At 64.6% G+C, this 22,730-nt stretch carries 26 protein-coding genes; 13 read left to right on the top strand and 13 right to left on the bottom strand.

Annotation, left to right across the window (positions count from 1 at the left end; all coding sequences use genetic code 11):
• The first annotated feature begins 82 nt into the window (after positions 1 to 82).
• From NLM27_RS29555 to NLM27_RS29545, 3 genes are all read left to right on the top strand, one after another.
• Complete coding sequence (locus NLM27_RS29555) at positions 83 to 850, top strand: FadR/GntR family transcriptional regulator (protein WP_254146628.1); 768 nt, start codon at positions 83 to 85, stop codon at positions 848 to 850.
• Between the two features lie 69 nt (positions 851 to 919).
• Entirely contained in the window at positions 920 to 2,533 is a 1,614-nt protein-coding gene (locus NLM27_RS29550) for an acyl-CoA synthetase (RefSeq protein ID WP_254146627.1), read from the top strand.
• 15 nt (positions 2,534 to 2,548) lie between these two features.
• The gene (locus NLM27_RS29545; protein ID WP_254146626.1) at positions 2,549 to 3,556 is read left to right on the top strand and encodes an NAD(P)-dependent alcohol dehydrogenase; all 1,008 of its coding nucleotides are present in this window, start codon (positions 2,549 to 2,551) and stop codon (positions 3,554 to 3,556) included.
• Here NLM27_RS29545 and NLM27_RS29540 read toward each other — a convergent pair.
• Entirely contained in the window at positions 3,553 to 4,503 is a 951-nt protein-coding gene (locus tag NLM27_RS29540; RefSeq protein WP_254146625.1) for an AraC family transcriptional regulator, read from the bottom strand. The two genes, NLM27_RS29545 and NLM27_RS29540, sit on opposite strands and share 4 nt — an antisense overlap.
• A 294-nt stretch (positions 4,504 to 4,797) precedes the next feature.
• On the opposite strand from NLM27_RS29540, the gene NLM27_RS29535 reads away from it, so the two are divergent.
• The gene (locus tag NLM27_RS29535) at positions 4,798 to 5,622 is read left to right on the top strand and encodes an outer membrane protein (RefSeq protein ID WP_254146624.1); all 825 of its coding nucleotides are present in this window, start codon (positions 4,798 to 4,800) and stop codon (positions 5,620 to 5,622) included.
• Positions 5,623 to 5,642: 20 nt separating this feature from the next.
• On the opposite strand, the gene NLM27_RS29530 is transcribed toward NLM27_RS29535, so the two are convergent.
• On the bottom strand, positions 5,643 to 6,842 hold the full coding sequence (locus tag NLM27_RS29530) for an MFS transporter (RefSeq protein WP_254146623.1): 1,200 nt from the start codon (positions 6,840 to 6,842) through the stop codon (positions 5,643 to 5,645).
• 188 nt (positions 6,843 to 7,030) lie between these two features.
• Here NLM27_RS29530 and NLM27_RS29525 point away from each other — a divergent pair, with 188 nt between their 5' ends.
• From NLM27_RS29525 to NLM27_RS29515, 3 genes are all read left to right on the top strand, one after another.
• On the top strand, positions 7,031 to 7,834 hold the full coding sequence (locus NLM27_RS29525) for an MBL fold metallo-hydrolase (RefSeq protein WP_254146622.1): 804 nt from the start codon (positions 7,031 to 7,033) through the stop codon (positions 7,832 to 7,834).
• Positions 7,835 to 7,987: 153 nt separating this feature from the next.
• Positions 7,988 to 9,004: an alpha/beta fold hydrolase gene (locus tag NLM27_RS29520; RefSeq protein ID WP_254146621.1), complete on the top strand. Its 1,017-nt coding sequence runs from the start codon at positions 7,988 to 7,990 to the stop codon at positions 9,002 to 9,004.
• 15 nt (positions 9,005 to 9,019) lie between these two features.
• Positions 9,020 to 9,967, top strand: a complete 948-nt coding sequence (locus NLM27_RS29515) for a fatty acid desaturase (protein WP_254146620.1) — start codon at positions 9,020 to 9,022, stop codon at positions 9,965 to 9,967.
• 55 nt (positions 9,968 to 10,022) lie between these two features.
• On the opposite strand, the gene NLM27_RS29510 is transcribed toward NLM27_RS29515, so the two are convergent.
• Both NLM27_RS29510 and NLM27_RS29505 read right to left on the bottom strand, forming a co-directional pair.
• Complete coding sequence (locus NLM27_RS29510) at positions 10,023 to 10,265, bottom strand: hypothetical protein (RefSeq protein ID WP_254146619.1); 243 nt, start codon at positions 10,263 to 10,265, stop codon at positions 10,023 to 10,025.
• Positions 10,266 to 10,401: 136 nt separating this feature from the next.
• On the bottom strand, positions 10,402 to 11,385 hold the full coding sequence (locus NLM27_RS29505; RefSeq protein ID WP_254146618.1) for a YafY family protein: 984 nt from the start codon (positions 11,383 to 11,385) through the stop codon (positions 10,402 to 10,404).
• Positions 11,386 to 11,472: 87 nt separating this feature from the next.
• Between NLM27_RS29505 and NLM27_RS29500 the strand changes: the two genes are divergently transcribed.
• Complete coding sequence (locus NLM27_RS29500) at positions 11,473 to 12,117, top strand: glutathione S-transferase family protein (protein WP_254146617.1); 645 nt, start codon at positions 11,473 to 11,475, stop codon at positions 12,115 to 12,117.
• Positions 12,118 to 12,134: 17 nt separating this feature from the next.
• Complete coding sequence (locus NLM27_RS29495; protein WP_254148961.1) at positions 12,135 to 12,569, top strand: DUF6157 family protein; 435 nt, start codon at positions 12,135 to 12,137, stop codon at positions 12,567 to 12,569.
• Here the strand turns inward: NLM27_RS29495 and NLM27_RS29490 are convergent, their stop codons facing one another.
• The 4 genes from NLM27_RS29490 to NLM27_RS29475 all read right to left on the bottom strand — a co-directional run bounded on the left by NLM27_RS29490 (position 12,570) and on the right by NLM27_RS29475 (position 16,406).
• Positions 12,570 to 13,355 carry an enoyl-CoA hydratase/isomerase family protein gene (locus NLM27_RS29490; RefSeq protein ID WP_254146616.1) on the bottom strand — a complete coding sequence of 262 codons (786 nt, stop codon included), beginning with the start codon at positions 13,353 to 13,355 and terminating at the stop codon, positions 12,570 to 12,572. It abuts the gene before it with no gap.
• A gap of 11 nt (positions 13,356 to 13,366) precedes the next feature.
• Positions 13,367 to 14,476, bottom strand: coding sequence for a cyclic nucleotide-gated ion channel (locus NLM27_RS29485; protein ID WP_254146615.1), 1,110 nt, complete (start codon positions 14,474 to 14,476; stop codon positions 13,367 to 13,369).
• A 141-nt stretch (positions 14,477 to 14,617) separates the two neighbouring features.
• Positions 14,618 to 14,836 carry a hypothetical protein gene (locus tag NLM27_RS29480; RefSeq protein WP_254146614.1) on the bottom strand — a complete coding sequence of 73 codons (219 nt, stop codon included), beginning with the start codon at positions 14,834 to 14,836 and terminating at the stop codon, positions 14,618 to 14,620.
• Between the two features lie 124 nt (positions 14,837 to 14,960).
• Complete coding sequence (locus NLM27_RS29475; RefSeq protein ID WP_254146613.1) at positions 14,961 to 16,406, bottom strand: TAXI family TRAP transporter solute-binding subunit; 1,446 nt, start codon at positions 16,404 to 16,406, stop codon at positions 14,961 to 14,963.
• A 402-nt stretch (positions 16,407 to 16,808) separates the two neighbouring features.
• Here NLM27_RS29475 and NLM27_RS29470 point away from each other — a divergent pair, with 402 nt between their 5' ends.
• Both NLM27_RS29470 and NLM27_RS29465 read left to right on the top strand, forming a co-directional pair.
• Positions 16,809 to 17,156 (top strand): DUF3307 domain-containing protein, encoded by a 348-nt coding sequence (locus NLM27_RS29470; RefSeq protein ID WP_254148960.1) that lies wholly within the window; start codon positions 16,809 to 16,811, stop codon positions 17,154 to 17,156.
• A gap of 275 nt (positions 17,157 to 17,431) precedes the next feature.
• On the top strand, positions 17,432 to 17,830 hold the full coding sequence (locus NLM27_RS29465) for a hypothetical protein (RefSeq protein WP_254146612.1): 399 nt from the start codon (positions 17,432 to 17,434) through the stop codon (positions 17,828 to 17,830).
• Here the strand turns inward: NLM27_RS29465 and NLM27_RS29460 are convergent.
• Complete coding sequence (locus tag NLM27_RS29460; protein WP_254146611.1) at positions 17,827 to 18,150, bottom strand: YkgJ family cysteine cluster protein; 324 nt, start codon at positions 18,148 to 18,150, stop codon at positions 17,827 to 17,829. The two genes, NLM27_RS29465 and NLM27_RS29460, sit on opposite strands and share 4 nt — an antisense overlap.
• Before the next feature lie 5 nt (positions 18,151 to 18,155).
• A complete protein-coding gene (locus NLM27_RS29455) occupies positions 18,156 to 18,854 on the bottom strand; it encodes a YafY family protein (protein ID WP_254146610.1) in 699 nt (232 codons plus the stop codon).
• Between the two features lie 113 nt (positions 18,855 to 18,967).
• Between NLM27_RS29455 and NLM27_RS29450 the strand changes: the two genes are divergently transcribed.
• Both NLM27_RS29450 and NLM27_RS29445 read left to right on the top strand, forming a co-directional pair.
• Positions 18,968 to 19,228: a hypothetical protein gene (locus NLM27_RS29450; protein WP_254146609.1), complete on the top strand. Its 261-nt coding sequence runs from the start codon at positions 18,968 to 18,970 to the stop codon at positions 19,226 to 19,228.
• 36 nt (positions 19,229 to 19,264) lie between these two features.
• The gene (locus tag NLM27_RS29445) at positions 19,265 to 19,993 is read left to right on the top strand and encodes a glutathione S-transferase family protein (RefSeq protein ID WP_254146608.1); all 729 of its coding nucleotides are present in this window, start codon (positions 19,265 to 19,267) and stop codon (positions 19,991 to 19,993) included.
• A 270-nt stretch (positions 19,994 to 20,263) separates the two neighbouring features.
• On the opposite strand, the gene NLM27_RS29440 is transcribed toward NLM27_RS29445, so the two are convergent.
• The 3 genes from NLM27_RS29440 to NLM27_RS29430 form a co-directional block, all read right to left on the bottom strand.
• Positions 20,264 to 21,415, bottom strand: coding sequence for an ABC transporter substrate-binding protein (locus NLM27_RS29440; protein ID WP_254146607.1), 1,152 nt, complete (start codon positions 21,413 to 21,415; stop codon positions 20,264 to 20,266).
• Between the two features lie 90 nt (positions 21,416 to 21,505).
• Positions 21,506 to 21,925, bottom strand: coding sequence for a thioesterase family protein (locus NLM27_RS29435; protein WP_254146606.1), 420 nt, complete (start codon positions 21,923 to 21,925; stop codon positions 21,506 to 21,508).
• A gap of 24 nt (positions 21,926 to 21,949) precedes the next feature.
• Entirely contained in the window at positions 21,950 to 22,711 is a 762-nt protein-coding gene (locus NLM27_RS29430) for an SDR family NAD(P)-dependent oxidoreductase (protein WP_254146605.1), read from the bottom strand.
• Positions 22,712 to 22,730: the final 19 nt, after the last annotated feature.

Here is a 22,730-nt window from a genome sequence, read left to right as displayed (position 1 = left end):
CGGATGCAGCTTCGTTGACGTAGTTTGACGCACCTATGTCCAAGAACTATAGTTTGTCGGACAATCGACATTGGAGGCCATCTTGCCTGTCGCGCCGCTGTTTCGTCCGATCGATGTCGCGCCGGCCTACCAGAAGGTCGCCGACGCCATCGAACGCGAGATCGTCAATGGCCGGATCAAGCCTGGCGATCCCATCGGCACCGAGCACGAGCTTGTCCGCCAGTTCGGCGTCAACCGCTCAACCATTCGCGAGGGGATCCGTGTGTTGGAGGAGGGCGGGCTGATCCGGCGCGATTCCTCGCGCCGCCTGCACGCCTGCCTGCCGCGCTACAGCAACCTGACCAGCCGCCTCAGCCGCGCGCTGGTGCTGCATGAGGTCACCTTCCGCGAACTCTACGAGGCCTCGATGACGCTGGAGGTCGCGAGCATCGAAGGCGCGGTGGAGCGGGCGAGCGAAGAGAACTTCGCCGAGCTCGCCGACAATCTCGCGCGCAGCGAGGCCGTGGTCGGCGATCCCGCGATGCTCGCCGAATGCGATGCCGAATTCCACGTGCTCGTCGCAAAAGCCTCGCAGAACCGCGTGCTCCAGCTCGCGCGCGAGCCGGCGGCGCAATTGTTCTATCCGACCACCGAGATGATCGTGACCGGCGTCGCCGAGGGTGGCCCGCGCCTCGTCGCCGCGCACCGCCATCTGATCGACGCGATCCGCCGCCGCGACCGCGAGGCCGGCGTGCTGTGGACGCGCAGGCACTTGCAGGATTGGCGCCGCGGTTTTGAGAAGATCGCCTCGCTCGATCGGTCGGTCGAGCACATGTACATGGAGCATGCGCAGGCGGCGCGGCGCAGGTAGGGCCAAAAACAAGACGCAAGATTTCAAACAAGAAATCCGGACAATAAAGACATCATACGGAGGAAACACATGACCGGCGACACCGCAGCCACCATCTCGAAAGCGCGCGAGCATTCCATCGGTGATCTCCTGCGCCGCTCCGCGGGGCGCGAGCCGAACAAGCTCGCGGTGAGCTGCGGCGATGTGAGCTGGAGCTTTGCCGAGATGGACGCGATCTGCAACCGGCTCGGCCGCGGCCTGCTGGGCCTCGGCGTCAAGAAGGGCGATCGCATCGCGGTGCTCTCGCGCAACTCGCACGCCTTCGCGGCGCTGCGCTTCGCATTGGCGCGGATCGGTGCGGTGCTGGTGCCGATCAACTTCATGCTCAATCCGGACGAGATCAACTTCATCCTGAAGAGTTCTGGCGCGAAGCTGCTGGCGACGGGACCGGATTTCGTCGAGCCGGCGCGCGCGGCCAGCGCCAAGGATTGCGCGATCGAGAAGATGATCTGGCTGCCGGGTGAGGATCCGGCCGCGGCACCTCCGGGCCTCACCACCTTCGACGATCTCCTCAGCCCCGACGGCTCGTTCCTGGAGGCATCCGTCGACAGCCGAGATCTCGCGCAGATCGTCTACACAAGCGGCACGGAATCGCTGCCCAAGGGCGCGATGCTGACCCATGAAGCCGTGATGTGGCAGTATGTCAGCTGCATCATCGACGGCGGCATGAGCGTGGAGGACAGATTCCTGCATGCGCTGCCGCTCTATCACTGCGCCCAGTTAGATGTGTTCCTCGGGCCGCAAATCTATCTCGGAGCCTCCGGCGTCATCACGGGCAAGCCGACCGCCGACAACATCCTGGCGCTGATCCAAGCTCACAGGATCACCTCGTTCTTCGCGCCGCCGACGATCTGGATCGCGATGCTGCGCTCGCCGAACTTCGACAAGACCGACCTGTCGACCTTGCAGAAGGGCTATTACGGCGCCTCGATCATGCCGGTGGAGGTGCTGCTCGAGCTCCAGCGCCGCCTGCCCGCCGTAAAATTCTGGAATTTCTACGGCCAGACCGAGATTGCGCCGCTCGCGACCGTGCTGCGACCAGAGGACCAGCTGCGCAAGGCCGGCTCGGCCGGCAAGCCGGTGCTCAACGTCGAGACCCGGGTGGTCAACACTGCGATGGAGGACGTCAGGGTGGGCGAAGTCGGCGAGATCGTGCACCGCTCGCCGCATCTCTTGTCCGGCTATTACAACGATCCCGTGAAGACCGCGGCGGCGTTTTCGGGCGGCTGGTTTCACTCCGGCGATCTCGCCACTGTCGACGACGAGGGGCACATCACCGTGGTTGACCGCGTCAAGGACATGATCAAGACCGGCGGCGAGAACGTCGCGAGCCGGGAGGTCGAGGAGATGGTCTACCGCATCCCCGCCGTCTCCGAGGTTGCCGTCGTCAGCCTGCCCGATCCGCGCTGGATCGAGGCGGTAACCGCGATCGTCGTGGTCAAGAGCGGCGAGAAGCTGGACGAAGAGTCGGTCATCAAGCATTGCGCCGGCCAGATGGCACATTTCAAGGTGCCCAAGCGCGTCATCTTCGTTGATAGCCTGCCGAAGAACCCGAGCGGCAAGCTGCTCAAGCGAGAGCTGCGCCAGCGCTTCGTCGGCGGCGAGACGCTCGACAAGGCGATCCAGAAGAATTTTGGCACCTGAGACGGAGCGGTCGCCATGAAAGCCTGGCAGATTGCGCGCGACTGGTCGATTGAGGGAATGGAGCTCGCCGATCTGCCTGAGCCGTCGCCCGGCCCGGGCCAGGTCGCGGTGCGGATGCGGGCGGCGTCGCTGAACTATCGCGACCTGCTGACGGTGCAGGGCAAGGGCGGCATCTCCCGATTGCCGCTGATCCCGTTCTCGGACGGGGCGGGTGAGGTGATTGCAGTCGGCGACGGCGTGACTCGCATCGCAGTCGGCGATCGCGTCTGCCCGATGTTCTTCCAGTCCTGGATCGACGGCAAGATCTCGGCGACCAGCCGCCGCTACGCACTCGGCGGTACGCGGCCGGGCGTGCTGCAGGAGGTGATGGTGCTCGACGCCGAGGGTGTCAGCCGAATCCCCTCGCACCTATCCTTTCAGCAAGCGGCGACGCTGCCCTGCGCCGGACTTACGGCTTGGCGCGCACTGTTCGAAGAAGCTCATGTGCAGCCTGGTGATACCGTGCTGGTGCAAGGCACCGGCGGCGTGTCAATCTTCGCGCTGCAGTTTGCAAAGCTCGCAGGCGCGAGCGTGATCGTGACCTCTTCAAGCGACGAAAAGCTGGAACGCGCCAGGGTGCTCGGCGCCGACCACACCATCAACTATCGTTCGGTGCCGGAATGGGGCAAGGCCGCAGCGGAGTGGAGCGGTGCCGGCGTCGATCACGTCGTCGAAGTCGGCGGCAAGGACACCTTCGGGCAATCGCTTGAAGCGGCGCGCGTCGGAGGGACCATTCTCGTGATCGGCGTGCTCACGGGCTTCTCACAGCAGATCGCGATTCCGAGCCTGTTCGCCAAGAATTTGCACGTCATCGGCCTCTCTGTCGGCAGCCGACGCATGTTCGAGGGCATGACGACCGCGATGGGCCGCAATGGCACGAAACCGGTGATCGACCGCGTGTTTGGCTTCGATGCCGTGCCGGATGCATTGCGGTTGATGCAGCAGGGCGGTCACTTCGGCAAGATCGTGGTCGAATTCCCCTAGCCGGCGTCGCCGGCCAGCTTCCTGACGTCGTCTGGCGTCTGCCCGAAGCGACGGCGAAACACGCGATGGAAGTAGGATACGTCGTGGAATCCCGCGAGATGCGCGATCTCGATGATCTTGCGCGTGCGCATGGCGGGATTTCGAAGCAGCCGCTCGGCGCGCAGCAACCGCTGCTCCAGCACGAAGCCGCTATAGGTGATGCCGGCCTTCTCGAACAGCAGCTGGATGGTGCGCGCGCTGATCCTGTGCGCGGCCGCCAGATCGGACAGTGACAATCCAGGGCTGCCCAGCTGCGCCAGAATGTCTGATTTCAGTGTTTCGAAACGCGCCGCCGCAAGGCCGCGCATTCGGGCTTCTTCGGCGACATCGCCGCGTGCCCCAATCATCAGCACGGAGAGGTCGAACAGGTGCTGCGAGACTGCGTCGAGCTCCGCGGGTGCGAGCTTGTCGGCATGCGCATGCGCGAGGTCATAGTACCGCAGGAACATCGACGTGATCGCATTGGCGCCGGGGATTGACTGCGCAATGAGGTCCTCGGCATTCGGACAAGCGCGCAGCAGCGCCTTGCGCGGCAGCAGCGCGGTCTGGAAATTGCCGTACTCCATTTGCGTGATTTGGGCGCCCTTGATCGAGGGATCGCCGATCGTGATGTCGCCGGCGGCGACCTCCAGCGGGCGCTTGCCCATGGCCCCGCGCAACGCCGAATTGGGTGACATCGTGATGACCAATTCGTCGTTCGTCCCCAATGACACGAAAGACATCGGCGAGCCGAACGAGGCCGACAGCCTGATGCGGGGAAGAATGGCCGGTGCAATGGTCCGGTGGACGCGGCCTTCTCCGATCGGCACGAAATCGACATTCGCCACCTGACGACAAAATTGCTCGCGCCATCTTTCGTAGGCCGGACCGTTCGGGTCGCCATCGAATGAGAGTTGGGGCTGCGACATCAGTGGAGCGGGAATCGTTTGTTGGCGGGCACTTGGAGGTTGCATCCTTGCCGTCAGGCCAAGGTACCGGCAACCAGAAAACCCCGAGATTGCACGAAAAGCCACTCGCAACTGCGCGCTGAGCCAGTGACCAGGTGCCGCAGCCAGGTGTGCCCGGATCGCAACAGGCGATACGCGATTTGCCGGCTTTCGCGTCAGTCCATCCAGCGCTTCGCTGCTCCCCACGAACCGGGGCCGCACTCCCGCCTATTGTCCCGCTCGCAATGACTGGGCGATTGGAAGGGAATTGACTCGATGACACGTCTAGCGAGGGGACTGCTGCCTGTTCTTCTGGCGCTTGGCTGTGGTGTGGTTTCCGCCACGGCTGCGACAGCCGACGAGATCGCTCCGGTGGTCAGCTGGACCGGCTTCTATGCGGGCGTTCACGCCGGTTACGGCACCGGCGATGGCAATGCTGCGTCGGTCGATCCCGGCGCACTTCTGGCACTGTTTCCCGGTGTGAACAATCTGACCTCGACAGCGTCTACGCCGTTCACACTCGGTGTCGGTCAGTCCGGTGGGCTGGGCGGATTGCAGGCCGGCTACAATTGGCAGGCCGGCCATCTGGTCGCTGGTGTCGAAGCCGACGTCAGCGTCTCCGGGATTGGCGGGCGGGCATCGGGCTCTTATACGCTGCGACCCGTTTTCCTCGTCGGCGATTTCGACAATTACACCGGCACGGTGACGGTGACCCAGGACATCGATTATCTCGGCACGCTGCGCGGTCGCCTGGGTTACGCCAGCACCAATTGGCTGCTTTATGCGACCGGCGGTCTTGCCTGGGCGCATGTCAAGGCAAGCCTCGACAGCAGCCATGCGCGTCTGACCAACAATCTGCTGATCGCGGGCTTTCCCGGAGCGTTGGATGGTCACGCTTCGGCAAGCGGCATCAATCTCGGATATGCGGTCGGTGGCGGCGGAGAATGGTCGTTCGCGCCGCGCTGGTCGCTCAAGGCAGAGTATTTGTATCTCAACCTTGGGCGCCAGCTCTCCTTATCCATTCCCGGGACCAGCCTGCCGGCCAGCGACATCGAGCTTCATACGTTTCGGATTGGTCTGAATCGGCAGTTTGCGCCGTGACGTCGGCGCGGCGGCCGGTCTCAATACTTCTTCACCGCCGCCCCGAAAGCCAGCCAGAGCGCCATAGAGGCGAGCCCGAAGCCGCCGAGCAGCAGGAAGGTCGGGCCGTAACCGATCCATTGCGCGATCCAGCCGCCGAGCGCGGGACTGAGGCTGGCGCCGACGCCCTGCACCGTGATGACGGCGCCCTGGCCGAGATTGATGCGGCCGGTGCCGTTGAGCGAGCGGGCCACCATGCCGGGGACCGCAACCGTCTGGAGGCCGGTGCCGATGCCGTCGAGCACCTGCATCGGCACGACGCCCCACCATCCCGTGACGAAGAAGGCAAGCACGCCGCGGATGGGCAGGAACATGAAGGATACCAGGATTATCGGCCAGTAGTTGCGCTTGCTCGCCGCCTTCATCGCGATCAGCGAGGTCACGATCATCACACCCTGCGCGATCACCACGGTGGTCGCGACGAAGCTCGGGCCGTTGGCCTGTCCCTCGGCCACCGCTGCAAGGCCGTAGAGCGGCACGATGGCGGCGTTGCCGAGATGGAATAGTGCGAGCGCCAGCGCCAGGACCAGCAGCGCCCGGTGCTTGACCAGGATCGTGAGCGCATCCGGCGCGCTGTCGGGATCATCCTCCTTGCAGCCGCGGGCGGCGCGGTCGTCGATCGCCTTGGCGGGGATCATCATCACGCAGGCGATCGCGATGGCGCCGAACACGGCCGCCAGCACGAACACGGCGAAATAGCCGAACCTGTAGCCGAGATAGCCCGACAGCGCGGCGCCCACCATGTTGCCGGCGTGATTGTACGCCTGGTTGCGGCCGTTGAGTGCATTGAAGCCCTTCTGCTTGGCGATGCCGAGCGTGATGCCCGTGACCGCCGGCACGATTGCGGCGCTCGCCAGCGACTGCGCAACTTGCGAGAACGTCACCGCCCAGAAGTTTTGCGAGATCAGGATGATCGCGGAGGCAAGGACGACGCAGATGCCGGGAATGACGACCCATAGCCGCTTGTTGCGGCTGGAATCGATGAAGCCGCCGATCGGCGTCGTGACCAGCATGCCCGCGACATTGCCGATCGTCATCGCGGTGCCGATCAGGCCGGTCGCCCAGCCGCGCTCCTGGAGGAAGACGCCGATGAACGGTCCGATGCCCGACTGCATGTCGGCCATGAAGAAGTTGAGCGCAAACAGGGGCCAGATACGAGACGTTGAAGGGCGCGATGTCATCGAGACGCTGAACTTGATGCTGCCGATCGGGTGGGATCTCGCATGAGGCGGAGACTGCGGGCCCGTGTGTGCCCGAGGTGGACCAGAACCTAACCTGCGCTGACCGGCATGGTTCCGACCGCACTTGCGATTGCAGGACCGCGATCTCATTTCATCTGTGCGACGGTCTCATTCTATGGATTTCGGCCATGCCCCTCTGGACCTGCGAAACCTGCGGCGCGCAATTCCCGGTCAGCGAGAAACCGCCCACATCGTGTCCGATCTGCGAGGACGAACGGCAGTTCGTGAACTGGAAGGGCCAAGCCTTCCTCACGCGGGACGCGCTGGCGGAACGTCATCACATGACTTGGCGCGACGATCTCGGCCTGACCGGCCTTTCGCTCGAGCCGAGCTTTGCCATCGGCCAGCGCGCGCTGCTGGTCCCGCTGGCGGATGGTTGCGTGATGTGGGACTGCGTGCCGCTGGCGACGCCGGAGGCGATCGCGCATGTACGTTCACTCGGCGGACTGAAGGCGGTCGCGATCTCGCATCCGCACTATTATGGCGCGTTGGCCGATTGGAGCGATGCCTTCGGCGGCATTCCGGTCTTTCTACATGCCGATGACCGCCAGTGGGTGACGCGTCCGCATCCATCGATCGTGCACTGGACCGGCGAGAGCCATCGTATCTCCGACGACGTGCTACTCCTGCGTACCGGCGGCCATTTCGCGGGCGCCACCGTGCTGCATTGGTCGCGCGGTGCCGACGGCTGGGGCGCGCTGCTCACCGGGGATATCGCGCAGGTGGCGATGGACCGCCGGTTCGTCAGCTTCATGTATTCCTACCCCAACTACATGCCGCTCAACGCCGCCGCGGTGCGGCGGATCGCTGCTGCAGTCGAGCCGCTCGCCTTCGATCGCATCTACGGTGCCTGGTGGGGCCGCAACATTGCCGCGGGCGCCAAGGCTGCGTTTGCGGCCTCGGTGGAGCGCTACATCGCAGCCATTGCCTGATGTGCGTCGGCCAGAATCCCGTTGCCCCTTCCAAATAAATGTACTACTAGTACAGTTATTGGCGCGCAACGGGGCATTTGTCGGTCCGGCACGATCGATGCATCTTTGTTGCGGCGGGCGCATGCTGCGGCCGCGTGAGCTGGAGTTGGACGCATGACCGGGCAGCGCGACTACGAGATCTTCGAGGCCGGTGACGTCACGCTGCAATCGGGCTCCGTCTTTCCCGCGATGAAGCTTGCCTACAAGACCTACGGCACGCTCAGCTCGGCGAAAGACAACGCCATCCTCTATCCGACCTCGTTCAGCGCGCAGCATTTCGACACCGAATGGCTGATCGGGCCCGACGGCGTGCTCGACCCAACGCGCTACTTCATCATCATCCCGAACCTGTTCGGCAACGGCCTGTCCTCCTCGCCGTCAAATTCGGGCGTGCCATTCCCGCAAGTCAGCTATCACGACGCCATTGCGATCCAGCATCGGCTGCTCACCGAACGCTTCGGCATCACAAAACTCGCGCTGGTCTATGGCTGGTCGATGGGCGGCATGCAGACCTATCACTGGGCCGCGCTGCATCCCGACATGGTCGCGCGTGCCGCTGTGGTTTGCGGCAGTGCGCGCTGCGCGCCCTATAATCACGTCTTCCTTGAAAGCGTGAAGGCCGCGCTCACTGGCGACCCCGCCTTCCGCGACGGCCGCTTCGTCGAAAAGCCTGTTGCCGGCTACCGCGCCATGGGCCGCGTCTATGCCGGCTGGGCGATGTCGCACGGCTTCTATCGCGACGAGCTCTGGCGCGAGGCGGGCTTCACGTCCCTCGAGGATTATCTTGTCGGCGTCTGGGATTCGACCTTTGCCCGCCGCGACGCCAACGATCTCCTGGCGCAGGCCGGCATCTGGCAGCGCGGCGACATCAGCGCATGCGCGGCGTTCGGCGGTGATCTCGATCGCGCGCTCGCCGCGATCAAGGCGCATATGCTGCTGATGCCGGGCGCGACCGACCGCTATTTCGACGCTCGCGACAACGAAGGCGAGCTTCCCAAGCTGGTCAATGCGAAGTCCGCCGTGCTGCATCCGATCCCGTCTCTGCATGGCCATCGCGCCGGCAATCCCGTTAACAATCCGCGCGATCAGGCCTTCATCAGGGACGAGATCGCGGCGCTTCTCAGCAAGTAGAGCAGGCCTCAGGTCATGACTGACGCGACCGTTTCAGATCCCGGCCATCGATTGAAGCCGCTGAGTCCGGTCATGCTGCGCGAATTGTCTGTGCGCTCCAACGTCAGGGGGGCCGCGCAGAGCCTTGGCCATTACGGCGCGATCGTGCTGATGGGCACGCTGATCTGGATCGTTAGCTCGCGCCATGGCGTGCTCTGGGCGCTGCCGCTGATGGCGACACAGGGCTATCTCGTCGCTTTTCTGTTCATGGCGGTGCACGAGACCGCGCACAAGACCGCGTTCAAAAGCCGCAGCCTCAATCTCACTGTAGGCTATCTCTCGGCCTTCATCATCGGATTGCCTTATGAATATTACTGCCTGTTTCACTGGGACCATCACCGCTACACCCAGGATCCTCAGAAGGACCCGGAGCTGATCGTCGGCGTGAAGCCGACCTCCGACACCCAGCTCGCGATCGCCTATAGCGGCTTGCTCCAGGTCGCCGGCCGTCTCCGGCTGATGCTCGGCCATGCCGTCACCGGCAGGGTCATCGTACCCTGGATCCCCGAGACCAAGCGCGCCATCATCGTGGGAGAGGCGCGCGCCTATGTCGCGCTCTATGCGCTCCTCTTCGCGCTATCGCTATGGTTCGCCTCAGCGCTGCTGCTCTGGATCTGGATCGTCCCGCTCGTCATCGGGCAGTTCTTCCTGCGGCCCTACCTCTACGCCGAGCATACCGGCTGCGACCGCACCCGTAGCGCCTTCCAGAACACCCGCACCACCTATACCGGCGCGATCGTCAAATGGTTTGCGTGGAACATGCCCTACCATGTCGAGCATCACGCCTATCCCACGATCCCCTTCCATGCGCTGCCCAAGCTCAACGAGCTTGTCGATGGCGAGATCGTCCATCGCGGCCACGGCTACCTCAGAACCACGCGCGAGACCTGGGCCTGGTTTCGCCGGCAGCGGCAGGGCGGCTAGCTCAACGCAAAACTCCGGCCGCGGTGCGACCGGAGCTTTGTCGATTGTGCGAGTATCAGTAGTACGCGCAGACATTCACGACGCGGACGCGCATGCCGTGACGAGTGCGGACGAGGCGCTCCTGGTAGCAGTTGCTGACGCCGGTGTTGAGGTAGACGCCGCCAATGCCGAAGCCGGGACCCCAGCCATGACCCCAGTGGTGATGATGGAAGCCGCCGGCCGAAGCGGCGGTGGGGGCGAGCGCGGCAGCGCCGAGCGAACCGGCAGCGATCAGACCAAGTGCAAGCTTACGAAACATCTTCATTCTCCATGTGGCGCTGGGCCATTGTTGTGTCCCTGCATCTCGGTCGGGTCGAAGCGGGAATGCGTTCACGGCGTCGGCTGAGAATCGTGTTTCAGGATTGTTTCGTGGGCTGCGGCAAAATGTGCCGACGTCAAGCTTTCCTAGCCGCCGCGCGATAGCGTGCGGCCATCGCCTGCGCCAGCTCGGCCATCTTGTCGCGGAGATCGGCGGGCTCCAGCACTTCGGCCTCGGGGCCCAGTCGCAACAATTCGGCCGCGGCATGCCACGACGTCTTGCCGACCGGCACTCTCGCGAGGCGCCAGCCATCCGCGTCGACGGTTTCGTCAAGCCGCGTGCGCGCCTTGACGAAAGGCTGGCTCAGCGCATCGAGCAGCTTGACGCCGAACGGCGAGAGCCGGACGAGCGCGACATTGGGATGCATCTCGGCTTCGAGACGAAGCGTCGCATCCCGCCAATAGCCGGCGAGATCGAAATCGGCGGGACGATCGAAACCATCGTCCATCGCCGTGCAATCGAGTACCCGCGCGACGCGATAGGTGCGCACGCTGCCGTCGACTTGCCCTGCGAGATACCAGCTGCCGCCCTTCAACACGAGGCCGAGCGGGGCGACGCGGCGCTGCTTTTCCGCGCGCCAGCTCTGGTAGCGGATCTTGATTAGCGTCCCGCGCAAAGCCGCGCCGGCGATGGTGCGCAGATGTTTTGGCTGTTCGGCCTCGCCGAACCAGCCCGGCGCGTCCAGGTGAAAGCATTCCTGCATCCGCCCGGCGTCCTCGCGCAGATTCGCAGGCAGCGCCGCCATCAGCTTGTTCTGTGCGGCGAGCATCGCGGCGTCGAGCCCGAGCGCCGCGGCGGGGCCCGGCAATCCCGCCAGGAACAGCGCGCCCGCCTCGCTCTGCGACAGGCCGTTCAGCCGCACGCGGTAGCCGTCGAGCAGGCGATAGCCGCCCTCCGCGCCGCGATCGGCATAGACGGGCACGCCTGACGCCGCGAGCGCGTCGATGTCGCGATAGATCGTGCGCACCGAGACCTCGCAGGCTTCCGCAAGCTCGGGGGCGGTGACTTGCCCCCTGGCCTGGAGGGTGGTGAGGATCGACAGCATCCGGCTCGCGCGCATGATCCCTTAAACCATACCTGACACAGGATGTCAGGTATGGTCCGCTACAAGCTGCGCCATCGCCAAAGGCCAGATGGGAGACCCGCCATGACCGATCCGAACCGCGTCACGCTGTATTATTCGCCGCAAAGCCGCGCCACCGGCACGCGGGTGCTGCTGGAGGAGCTTGGCGCGCCCTATGATCTCCATGTCCTCAACATGAAGGCGGGCGAGCAGCGCAAGCCCGCCTACCTCGCCATCAATCCGCTCGGCAAGGTGCCGGCGATTCGTCACGGCGAGGCGCTGGTGACCGAGCAGGTCGCGATCACGATCTATCTCGCCGACCTCTTCCCGCAGGCGGGGCTGACGCCGGCCCTGAACGATCCGCTGCGCGGCCCATATTTGCGCTGGATCGCCTATTACGGCGCATCGTTCGAGCCTGCGCTGATCGACAAGTTCATGCAGCGCGAGCCGGCGCCGATCACGCAGTCGCCCTATGCCGATTACGACACCATGCTGGGCGCCCTCGAGGCGCAGCTGTCGACGGGGCCGTATCTGCTCGGCGAGCGCATGACGGCGGCAGACGTGTTGTGGGGCGTCGCGTTCAGCTGGACCATGATGTTCGGCATCGTTCCGAAGAAGGACGTCTTCGTCCGCTATGCCGAGCGCATGACCTCGCGGCCCGCGTTCCGGAGCATCAATGCGGCGGATGATGAGATGGCCGCGCAGCATGCCAAGATGGTTGGTGGTTGAATGATCCAGGTTTGCCGATGACGAAGCCAATGCACACGACCAACTGCTTCAACACCTTCATCCGAGTTGCTGAAGACTGTCCCGCGCGTACTGGCGAGGAGCCGCCGCTGCGCGCGGGAAAGCCGACGGTGGCGTGCCTCCAATATGGGATGATCGCCAAGGCGCCCTACAAATACACGTCCGACGACGTGATCTTCGCGACGTCTGCGCCGGGGCGCGAACTCGATGTGAAGGCGACGAAAGCGGAGAAGCAAGCAGTCCGTGACGCGTTCTTCTCCCGGGGGCAGGCGTGCATGAGAGCATCGACGCTGGGCAAGCGCTTCGGCTGGGGCGTTCATGCCGACAGTGAGGGCCGGATCGCGATTTACGCCGTCGACAGCAAGCGCTACCAGGCGCTCGTCCGCGATCCCATGCTCACGCAGGTGCGCGCGATGCGGTCGAAGCGGGCGTGATCAGAATTTTGGCGGCCGCTTCTCCGCGAACGCTTTGATGCCTTCCTTGATCTCGTCGCCGCGCATGCTGTCGCGGTGGCGCTGGTCGGCAGCTCGCTCGTCGAGCTCGCCGCGGGCGAATTCGTTGATCGCGCGCTTCATGCCGCGCATCGCCTGCGGCGCGTTGCCGGCGAGGACGCCAGCGAGCTTGTCGACTTCTTCATCGAGGGTCTCTTCCGGCACCATCGCGGTGAGATAGCCGATCCGCAGCATCTCCGGCGCGCTGATCCTCGACGCCGTGAGGAACAGCTTCTTCGCGTTGTCGACGCCGAGCCGGGTCACGTAACGCTTGATGCCGCTCGTGTAGTAATGCAGGCCCAGCCGCGCCGCCGGCATGAACATCTCGGCGGTGTCGACGCCGATGCGGAAGTCGCAGGCCAGCGCGAGGTCGGTCGAGCCGCCATAGACGCCGCCGTTGAGCCGGCAGATCGTCGGCACGCCGAGATCCTCGAGCCGGTTGACGACCACCTCGAACGCCGAGCCTGCGCTCTGCTGCTCATGGGCGCTGACGGCGCGCTCCGCCACTGAATTGAGATCGTAGCCCGCGGAGAAGGCGCGCCCGGTGCCGGTCAGCACCAGCACGTGAATGGCGGGATCGGCCTCGATCCGGTCGAACAGTTTGACCAGTTCGCCGAGATCCTCCGCCTGGAGCCGGTTGAGATGCTTTGGCCTGTTGAGGCGGATGGTGGCGCGCGCGCCGGTGATTTCGAGCACGGGGCCAGAGGCTGCGTCGGCTGTGTCCGACATTCTTGTCTCCATTACTTGTTTTCGAGCGCGCGGCGTTTGGCTTCCGCGTCGATGGTCTCGGCGAGATCGGGGTGCCGCGCCATCAGCACGCGGAAATCGACGAGGTCGAGCACCAGCAGCCGCGACACTTTCGTGGTCGAGACATTGGCGCCGCGCAAATTGTTGCCGAGCAGCGCCATCTCGCCGAAGAAGGCGCCCTCGCCGAGCTGCACCTTCTTGCCGGGCAGGTCGACCTCGACCTCGCCGGCGGCAATGAAATACATGCAGTCGCCCTGCGCGCCCTTGCGGATGATCATGGTGCGCGCCGGCAGCTCCATGGTGCGCAGCATGTGGGTGACGTCAGCAATGGCCGCGGGTCCCAGCGCCGCGAAGAACGGCACCCTGCTCACGGATTCCCAGGTCTTGAGGAAATTGTCGCGCCGGGTCTCGGCCGCAAAGCCGGTGGCCAGGATGCCGGTCCAGAGGCCGAACACCCCGAGGCCGGAGATCATCACCAGCGCCGCCACCATGCGGCCGAGCGGCGTGACCGGCACGACGTCGCCATAGCCCGTCGTCGTCAGTGTGACGACGGCCCACCACAGCGCCGCGGGGACGCTGCCGAACGTCTGCGGCTGCACGTCCCGCTCCAGGAAATATTCGGCGACGGACGCGAGGAAGACCACCATCAGGAAGATCACGAGCACGCTGACCAGCGGTCCTGATTCCAGCACCAGCACGCGGCGAAGCTGCCGCAAGCCCGGAATGCCCGGCACCACCTTCAGCACCCAGAGCACGCTGAGCAGCCACGCCGTCTTCGGCTCGACGCCGAAAACCAGCGCGACCGGCACCGCCAGCGCACCGACCGCGTCGACGATGCCGGCAGAAGAGGACATGTAGAGCGAAAGCCGCCCCTGGCGCGACATGTGGCGCAGCCGGACCAGCCATTCGAACACGAAATAGACGAGGCAGGCCCACAGCAGCATATCGACCCAGCGGTGCGCCACCTCATAGGCCGGGTTGACCGTCAGCAGCACCATGCTGAGCAATCCGACGCCGACTGCCACATAGGCCGCCTTGGTCATGTTGCGGCCGGCCGTGGCGGCCGCGAACTGGGCCAGAGCGGAGATCAGCGGGTTGGACATGAGGAAGGGTGGCTCAGTTTGGCTCGTGCGGTCCCAGCTGGACCTTGGCGCCAAAGTGCCTGCCCTGGCCGGGGCCGTCAACGACGGGCTCGGGCCGCAGCAAATGAGGAGATTTGTGGCGAAGGGCGGCGGCCCAAGCCGCTACCTGAAATGTGGCGGCTCGTCGTAGCCGCGGCGACTGCTGAAGAACAGCAGCACCATCAGGCCGACGCCGACAACAATGGAGAATCCCGCGCCCAGCGCCAGCGCCACATAACCCTCTGTCGGGATCGGCTCGCCCTCGACCGCCATTGCGGAATAGGCGAAATAGCCGGCCGCCGCCAGGATTCCGAGAAGGATGATGATGAGGAGTATACGCATGCCGCGTTCTCCGGGTTGTATCTGGAAACCAACGGTTGCGAGTGAAGCGGGTTCCCGGGTTCCGATGGCCGATCGACCGCCAGCATGTCCGTCAACCCGGCCCGAGGGGCATCAAATCAGCGGATCAGGCGCTCTGCGCTGTCTTGACCACCACGACATTGCTGTCGTCGTGCTGGGGCGGGCCGGTATCGCGGGCGGCCTTTTCGCTCTCGCCGGCATGACGTTTCAGATAATCGCGGCGCATGCCGATCTCGTCGCGGACGAATTCGTAGCCGAGCTTGAAGGTGTCGAGCCCGTCGGTACTGATCGTGCCGTCTCGCAAGCCAATAACGGCCCCGCGTAAAATGCCTTCCAGCTCGTCCTGGAGGCATTCGAGCTGATCCAGCGAATGGGCGTGCTCGATCCGCTCGCCGACGTCGAGGATGGCGGTGGAGAGCTCGCTGGCCTTCTCCGGCGCGATCCTTGTGATCTTGGCGTAGATCGCGGCGAAGATCGAGCCGATGACGCTGAGCGCGGCGGCGCCCAGATACATCAGGTCGCTATACTTATCCATGAACGACTTGGTGTCGTCGTTGATGTAGTCGGCGGCGCCTCGATGCGCGACCACGAAGGCGTCCTTCTCGACCGAGGCCGGCTCAATCCTGGTGGCAAAGCCGTTGTCGAGCCCGAGTGCGGCTTTGTTCTCGTAGACGATGCGCGCGAGCTCGCCTGCTGTGGACGGGGACATCCTGGATTGCGCGACCAGCAGCCATTCGAGCCCGATCGTGTCGAGATCGTCGTCGGGAATTTGCGGGGACGTCGACACCGTGCCCGCCGTCAGCGTCTCGTCGGAAATGCCGGGGAATTTACGCGCCAGGGTCTTGGCTTCGTCGATCGCGTTCAGCGTGAAGCCCCCGCGTTTGGCGACTTGCTCATAAGACTTGTCGCGCACCGCCTTCGAGGCGTGGACGATGGCGATCACCGCGCTGAAGCCGTTTGCCGGGGCAAACAGCTTGTCGAGCGTTGCGCCCTGCGGCGCCAGCTGGATCTTCGCGGCCTCGGGGCCGTCGGGGATGTCGAGGATGCTGCGGACGAAGGCGAGCGAGGATTCGTTCTCGGCGATGACCGCGACCTTCTTCTTCTTCAGCTCGGCGAGCGACTTGATCTTCTTGTTGCCGGGACCTAGCAGGAGCACGAGATCGTGCTCGAGGATCGCGAGCGCGCGTGCCCGCAGCGGGACCTTGGCGTCCGTGCGCAGCACGGCGAGGTCGGCCTGCTTGCGGTCGAACTGCGCGATCGCCTTGGCGTTGTCCGCGTTGTTGACGATCTTGATCCGGAAGCGCGAGGCGTTGTTTTTCAGGAGAGCGGCGAACTTGGCCGCGAACAGCGCCTCGTCGCTGTTGGGGCCGCCGACGGCAAAGGTCAGCGTTTCCGAATTGTGCACCAGCGTGCGGCCGGCCCAGACAGTGGCGAGCGACAGCAGCAGGGTCAGCACGATGTAGAGAAAGACCTGCTGCTGATTGGTCTTGATCACCTTGGGGCGCCGCGGCGGCGGCTCGGTCAGTGATGCGGTGGGGCCTTCAGTACTCATGGCAGCACTCTGGCCTTATTCTTTGGGTGGCGCCGCGTGGATGGGAAGCGCAGCGGGCGCCCTGAAATTCGTAAACATCTGAAAAAAAGAACGATATTCTCTGCCATCAATGATAGCGCGAAGGCAGCGGAATGCAAATTTCGAGCCGGAGGTAACCTTACTCTACGCCGCCGCGGCGATTGGTCATCCTATCACCAGTTAGCCACAGTTGGCGATTTTCCGGTTCCCCCGGCTGCATTCCTCCGCGGGAGATGTCATAAATCGCGTATCCCGGCGATTTGACCGGTCCAAGAAGAAGCTGCGCTGAACGCTCCAATTTTTCTTGTCACGTCAATGAGGGCGTCAGCTTTGTCGTTTCCACCCATGGCATCGGCGGTTCCGGTTGAAGCGCTCATTGGCTGGATGCTGCTGCTCACCTTCAAGCACATCATCGCCGATTTCGTCCTCCAGACCGCCTGGATGGCGCACGGCAAGGACCAGAAGCACGGCTGGGCGCTGCCGCTTCTGGTGCACTGCCTCATTCACCTTGCGGTTGCGCTGCCGCTGATCCTGATCGTGGCGCCGAGATTCTGGTTCGTGGCGTTCATCGACTTCGTGATCCACATCACGATCGACCGCGCCAAGGGGTTCGTCTCGGCCAATTTTGGTGTCGACCTCGCGCATCCCTGGTTCTGGACCCTGATCGGCGTCGACCAGGCGCTGCACCATCTCACCGGCTTCGGCCTCTCCATCTTCATGGCGGCGAACTGAGGCCGGCGGCCCTTCGGGGTGCTCGGCTTCATGGTTCGAGACGCGCCCTAAGGCGGCGCTCCTCACCATGAGGGTCCGGGATTTCGCCGCGAACTAAGGCCCTCATCCTGAGGGCCGCCGAAGGCGGGGGTCTCGAAGGATGGCCTCTGGGAAGCTCCCGCCGAGCCCTCCGATTCGCTGCCGGCGCGCAAGGACCCCGGGTGACTACCGGGCAGGGTGGTTAACCTTTCGTTAGAGAATTGCGCTGCATCTTCCCCACACGAGGGAGAACTGCAATGTTTTCAAGCCGCGATTCCTTTGAAAGCGATTTCTGCCCGGTCCGCGACGAGCTCCTTGGCGAGATGTACCGCGCCAGCGAGAGTGGCCTGCCGAGGTTGGTTGAGAGTGTTTCCCCTGACGCGCGCGCCAGGCTGGCGCTGTTCTGCTATCGCCGCAGCCATCTGCATTCGCTGGCGGTCGCGATCGCGGCGAGCTGTAGCGAGCGCGATCTGATCGAGAATGGTGGCCGCGTCGGCTCGACGCTCTACGCCCTGTCGCGCGCAGGAACGGCAAAATCCTCGCCGTCGCTGCCGGGCGGCCGCAAGCCGATCACGCTGTCGACCAAGCCGCTCTCGGTGCTGGCACCGCTGGACGACGAGATCGACGACGAGATCAGCGAGGCCATTCCGGCCTAAACGATAGCTAGAGCTGGCAGCCCGAACTTCCGCCGCGCCATCGCGCATTCGGCGTCACCGGGCATGCAGGTGCGGCATACTTCCGGCCGCACCGCATAGATGCCGCACGCGGTCTCCTTGCCGATCTCTCCACGCAACGCCGAGCAGCGATCGCCCTCGCAGCGCATGCCGGATTGACGCGCGTTGACGAGCACCTCCGGGATCGCCGCAAGCTCTTCGTCGCTCTCGATCGAGAAGCGCGGCCAGTTCGCCGAATAGCCACAGCAGGCGCCGCAACTCTGGCAACAGCTCGTGAGATCGATGGGGGAGCTCTCTTCCATCCTCGTCACGTGTCCTTCGGCGGGCCCCAGACGAGGCTCTGCCGCCATCTTGCGCGCAGCACGTCGCGCCGCTCCGGATACTTATCGTCGAGGTAGGTCGCCTCCACCACGCGGTCGGTACGGAAGCTGCGGAAGTCGCTGCGCAGCTCGCACCAGGCGGCGAGGAGACGCACGGCTTCGAGATAGCCGACCGAGATCGGCCAGATCATGCGCTCGCTGGGGCGGCCCTGCTCGTCGCGATAGCGGAGCATGATCTTCTTGCCTTCGTGGATCTGGGTGCGCGTGCGCGCCATGTCCAGCCGGTCCGGCTCGCTGTTCCAGCTTGGCCGCGCCCGGCTCGCCGGCTCCAGCACGAAGGGACGCAGGCGCTCGGGGACGGTGTCGGCGATCTTGGCCATCAGGTCTTCGGCAGCGCGCGCCAGTGCGGAGTCGGCGTGGCCCGCGACCCATTGCGCGCCCAACACCGCCGCCTCGATCTCGTCAGGCGTCAGCATGAGTGGTGGCAGGTCAAAACCCTTTTCCAGGATGTAGCCCATGCCCGCTTCGCCGCGGATCGGGACACGCTGGCCGATCAGGGTTGCGATGTCGCGATAGATGGTGCGCTTCGAGGTCTCGAGCTCGGCCGCGATCGCGTCCGCCGTCAGCGGCTTACGCGTGCGCCTCAGCACCTGGATGATCTGAAACAGCCGGTCGGCGCGTCTCATGACGGGTCTCTTGTCGGTGATCTTTTCAAAAGGGGGCGCGCGGCTGCTGACAGGATGTTGGCAGCAGGGGAGTTTTATACCGGGACATCACATCGACTGAAGAGGATTTGTCCATGATCATTCCAACCCATTTCGGCCCGGGCGTTCCGATGTGGCGCGCCCAGATGTGGCAGGCCTGGGCGTTCAGCCGCCTCATTTCGCTCGATCTCATGGCCGCCGACCTCCGCTTTGCGCTGGCGCGCGTTGTGACGCGCTCGCTGATCCAGGCCGCGGACGCGCTGGTCCGTCATGTCATGGGCCGCGCCTGGCGAGGGGCCCGCTTAGCAGAAGATATCACGGCTGCTGCCACCATGGTGGCAGCAGCCGGTCGCTAGGTTCCGTCAGCTTTCGACAGGTTCAGGAGAGGTTTCATGATTACGCTCTACGGCTTTGGCACCGGCTTCGGCCTGCCGGAAATCAGCCCCTTCGTCACCAAGACCGAGGTGCAGCTCAAGATGGCGGGACTGCCTTACCGGAAGGAGCGCGCGATGCCGCCCGCTTCCCCCAAGGGGCAGCTGCCGTTCATCGACGATGGCGGCGAGGCCGTGGCCGATTCCACCTTCATCCGCGCCCATATCGAACGCCGCTACGGCTTCGATTTCGACGCCGGCCTGTCGCTGGCCGAGCGCGCGCAGGCTTGGGCGTTCGAGCGGATGATCGAGCATCATGTCTATTGGGCGCTGGTCGGCGCGCGCTGGGTCGATCCGGTCAATTTCGCCAAGGGCCCGTCGCATTTCTTCGACGGCGCGCCTGAGCACAACCGCGAGAAGTTGCGCGAGGATGCGCAATTCCGCGTCGCCGAGAATTATCTGCTCTCCGGGCTCGGGCGCCACGCGCCCGATGACGACGTCGATCTTGCGGTGCGCTCGCTGTTCGCACTCTCGGTGCAGCTCGGCGACAAGTCCTATCTGATGGGTAACAAGCCGTGCGGCGTCGATGCCACCGCCTTCGGCGCACTCGCCGGCATCCTGACGCCGTTCTTCGAATCGCCCTTGCGCCAGCGCGCCGAGGGATTTCCGAACCTCACCGCCTATGTCGATCGCATGATGGACAATTACTATCCGGAGTTCGCCTGGATCCCGCTGCGGCAGGCGGCGTAGCAATCGGCCTCGCCACGAGCTCGTGCACCTCTCCCGCTTGCGGGAGAGGTCGACACGCTCGCAGAGCGTGGCGGGTGAGAGCTCTCTCCTCTGGGGGATTTTTTCGTATGCTTCAGCCGGTCCCGTTGCGGAGACACCCTCTCCCCAGCCCTCTCCCGCAGGCGGGAGAGGGGGCGCAGCGACACCGGGGTGGCAGCTCGTTCTTGCAGCCAAAAACAAAAGAGCCGGCCCATCGGGCCGGCTCTCGTCGTCTCGAAATTTTCGCTACGCCTACTTCACCAGCGAGTACTTGCCGTTCTTCACCGTGAGCAGGATGCGCGAGCGCTCGTCGAGGCCGTAGCGGTCCTTTTCGGTGAAGTTGTAGACGCCCTGGCTCGCCGCAAGCTCCTTCTCCGTCAGTAGCGCCTGGCGGATCGCTTCGCGGAATTCCGGCGTGCCGGGTTTTGCCGTCTTCAGCGCGGTCGGGATGATGCGCTTGAGGATCTCAAAGGCGTCGTAGGAATGGCCGGCGAACTGGCTGCGGCTGTTCGGGCCGTACTTTGCCTCATACGCGGCGTTGAGCGCGAGACCCGGCTTCTTGGTGGCGGCTTCGTCCGGCTGGTCCTCGGGGTCCATCACGGGGCCGGAGGCCATCAGCACGCCCTCGGCGGCTTTGCCGGCGATGCGGATGAAGTCCATGCTGGCCGCGCCATGGGTCTGGTAGATCAGGCCCTGATAGCCGCGCTCGCGCAGCTCGGTCTGCGGCAGCGCGGCCGCGGTGCCGGAGGCGCCGACCAGGATCGCATCGGGATTGGCGGCGACGAGCTTCAGCACCTGTCCGGTCACCGAGGTGTCGGGGCGGGCGAAGCGCTCCTCGTCGACGATGGTCATGCCCATCGGCACGGCCTGCGCCTTCAGATCGTTGAACCAGAGGTCGCCGTAGGAATCGGAATAGCCGATATAGCCGAGGGTCTTCACGCCCTTGGACTTCATGTGGTCGTACAGCACCTTGCCCACGATCGGGATCGGCTGCGGCATCGCCACCGACCACTTCATGCGTTCCGGGGTGATCGGGAAGGGCGCCAGGCCGAAATGCGGAATGCCGGCCTCGTTGGCGACGTTGGAGACCGCGATCGTCGGCGGCGTCAACGCCGAGCCCATGATGATGTCGGCCTTGGACTCGGTCACGAAGCGGCGGGCGTTGGTGGTGGCGGTGGTGGGATCGCCGCCGTCGTCGAGCACGATCACCTTCAGTGGCACGCCGCCGATTTCCTTCGGCACGAATTCCAGCGCGTTGCGCTCGGGAATGCCGAGGGCCGCGCCCGGACCGGTCGTGGTGGTGGTGATGCCGATGGTGATCTCGCTGGTCTGGGCCAGCGCAGGCAATGCCGGCAGCGCCAGCGCGGCCGCTGTGATGGCGGCGGTCAGGTAAAAGCGTTTCATCTATTCCTCCCTTGACGTGTTTCCTTGAAAGCAGAAATCGGGGGGTAATTCAGCCCCCTCTTTTGGTGATGCGGCGATTTAGCTCCGGACCTAACTCCCCGTGAATTTGGCGGCCATTTCCGCCGGAAACGGTGCCGATTTCAGCTTGTCGGGGTTGTCTGGATCGCGGCCGACCAGGACGCGGGTCTCGAACCCCTCGATCGCCAGCGCCTCGCCCTTGAAGACGTTGTGCTTCACCTCGAAGCTCGAGCGCTTGATGCTCTCGATGCTGGTTTCGATGGTGATCCAGTCGCCATAGGTCGAGGGGATGTAGAACTTGGCCCGCGTGTCGACCATGGGAATCCCCACCAGGCCGTATTTGCGGACCAGGTCCTGCTTGGAAAACCCGGCGACCTCGAACAGGGTCGACGTCGAATCGTCGAACATCGCGAAATAGCGCGGGTAGTAGACGATGTTGGCGGGGTCGCAGTCGCCCCACTGGATCTGGACGTCGCGCCGGTTCACGAACATGCGTCGCGCCTTGCTCTGCTGATCTTACTTCGGCGCCATGCGCAGCGAGCCGTCAAGGCGCACCACTTCGCCGTTCAGGTACGGATTCTCGACCATGTGCAGCGCGAGCGCGGCGAATTCGTCGGCGTTGCCGAGCCGGCGTGGGAAGGGGATCGCGGCGGCGAGCGAGTCCTGGGCTTCCTGCGGCAGGTTGGCGAGCAGCGGCGTCAGGAACAGGCCGGGCGCGATCGTCAGCACGCGGACGCCGAACTGCGCCAGCTCGCGTGCGATCGGCAAGGTCATGCCGACGATGCCGCCCTTCGAGGCCGAATAGGCCGACTGCCCGATCTGGCCGTCATAGGCGGCAACGGAGGCGGTGTTGATGATGACGCCGCGCTCGCCGGTCGCCTGCGGCTCGAGCTTGGACATCTCGGCGGCGGCGAGGCGCAGCATGTTGAAGGTGCCGATCAGGTTGACCTTGATCACCTTGTCGAAATCGGCGAGCGCCATCGGGCCGTCGCGGCCGACGACGCGCTTGGCAACGCCGATGCCGGCACAATTGACCAGCACGCGCGGCGCGCCAACAGCCTTGGTCGCCTGTGCAATCGCGGCCTCAGCCGAGGCGGCATCGGACACGTCGCAGGTCACGGCAACGCCCTTGATCTCGGCCGCAACGGTTTCCGCAAGCTTGGCATTGAGGTCGCACACCGCGACTTTTGCGCCCTGCGCCGCCAGCTTTCGCGCGGTTGCCGCGCCGAGCCCCGATGCACCGCCGGTGACGATGGCTGCCTGATCCTTCAACAACATGGCGTTCTCCTGTAGCGAT

This window comes from Bradyrhizobium sp. CCGB12 (assembly GCF_024199845.1).
Taxonomy (GTDB): Bacteria; Pseudomonadota; Alphaproteobacteria; order Rhizobiales; family Xanthobacteraceae; genus Bradyrhizobium.
This window is presented reverse-complemented; position numbering and strand designations above follow the sequence as displayed.